Here is a 763-nt window from a genome sequence, read left to right on the forward strand (position 1 = left end):
TTCCTGAATAGAAACCTCTTTCTCATAATGAGGACGCTCCCGATCCGCCGCCATCTCCTTTTGTATCCATTCTGCCAGTTGAGAAAAGTTCTCCATGATTGGATAGGTAGTGAAGAAGTTATTTCTAGTGTAATGCACTTTCTTTTCCACGTTTCCCTTCTCATGCCCACTTGCTGGATTACACGCTTGCACTTCGAATCCATAATGGGCTTGAAATCGTAGAAAGGAATCGGTGTAGGTTCTTTCTTCCCCCTTCCCAATCGAAACAACAGCAGCTGCTAGATTATCAATTCTTATATAGGTCGGTACACCCCCTGCTTGATGGAACAAGTTCTTTAGTCCCTCTAAAAAGCATTCAGAGTTTTCAGCTGGAAGGGGGTAAGCAAACCCTGCATTACTATATGGGAAACTCATGATTAATAATTTAATATCCTTATAAGCACCATCCTTCACGACGGTCATATTTCCAAAATCCACTTGTGCTTCTCCAGGTGGATGTTCCAAGCGTTCGTATCTCTTCGTTTTTGCCTCTTTAATGAGGGGCTTTCGATGTTGAATATAATCGCATACCGTTCGATAAGATCCCTTAAAGCCATACTCTTTCTTTAAATCCTCATATATCTTTTTATTCGTTCTTCTATCTTTTTTCTTAAGCTTTAAATCTTCCTCTAACCAACAATCTACGATTTCCCCAAATTCACTATTGTACATCATTCCTTTTTTAGAAACTGGAAGTGATTCTAAAGGAACTTCTCCATCGGCA

Annotated in this window: 1 protein-coding gene; it reads right to left on the bottom strand. The window is 40.0% G+C overall.

Going from position 1 to position 763, the window contains the following annotated elements; all coding sequences use genetic code 11:
- Nucleotides 1-763, bottom strand: a 763-nt coding sequence (istA, locus tag HR057_RS16830) for an IS21 family transposase (RefSeq protein WP_173732661.1), incomplete at both ends; no start/stop codon positions are given.

The organism is Calidifontibacillus erzurumensis (assembly GCF_013303125.1).
In the GTDB taxonomy this organism is placed as follows: domain Bacteria; phylum Bacillota; class Bacilli; order Bacillales; family Bacillaceae_J; genus Calidifontibacillus; species Calidifontibacillus erzurumensis.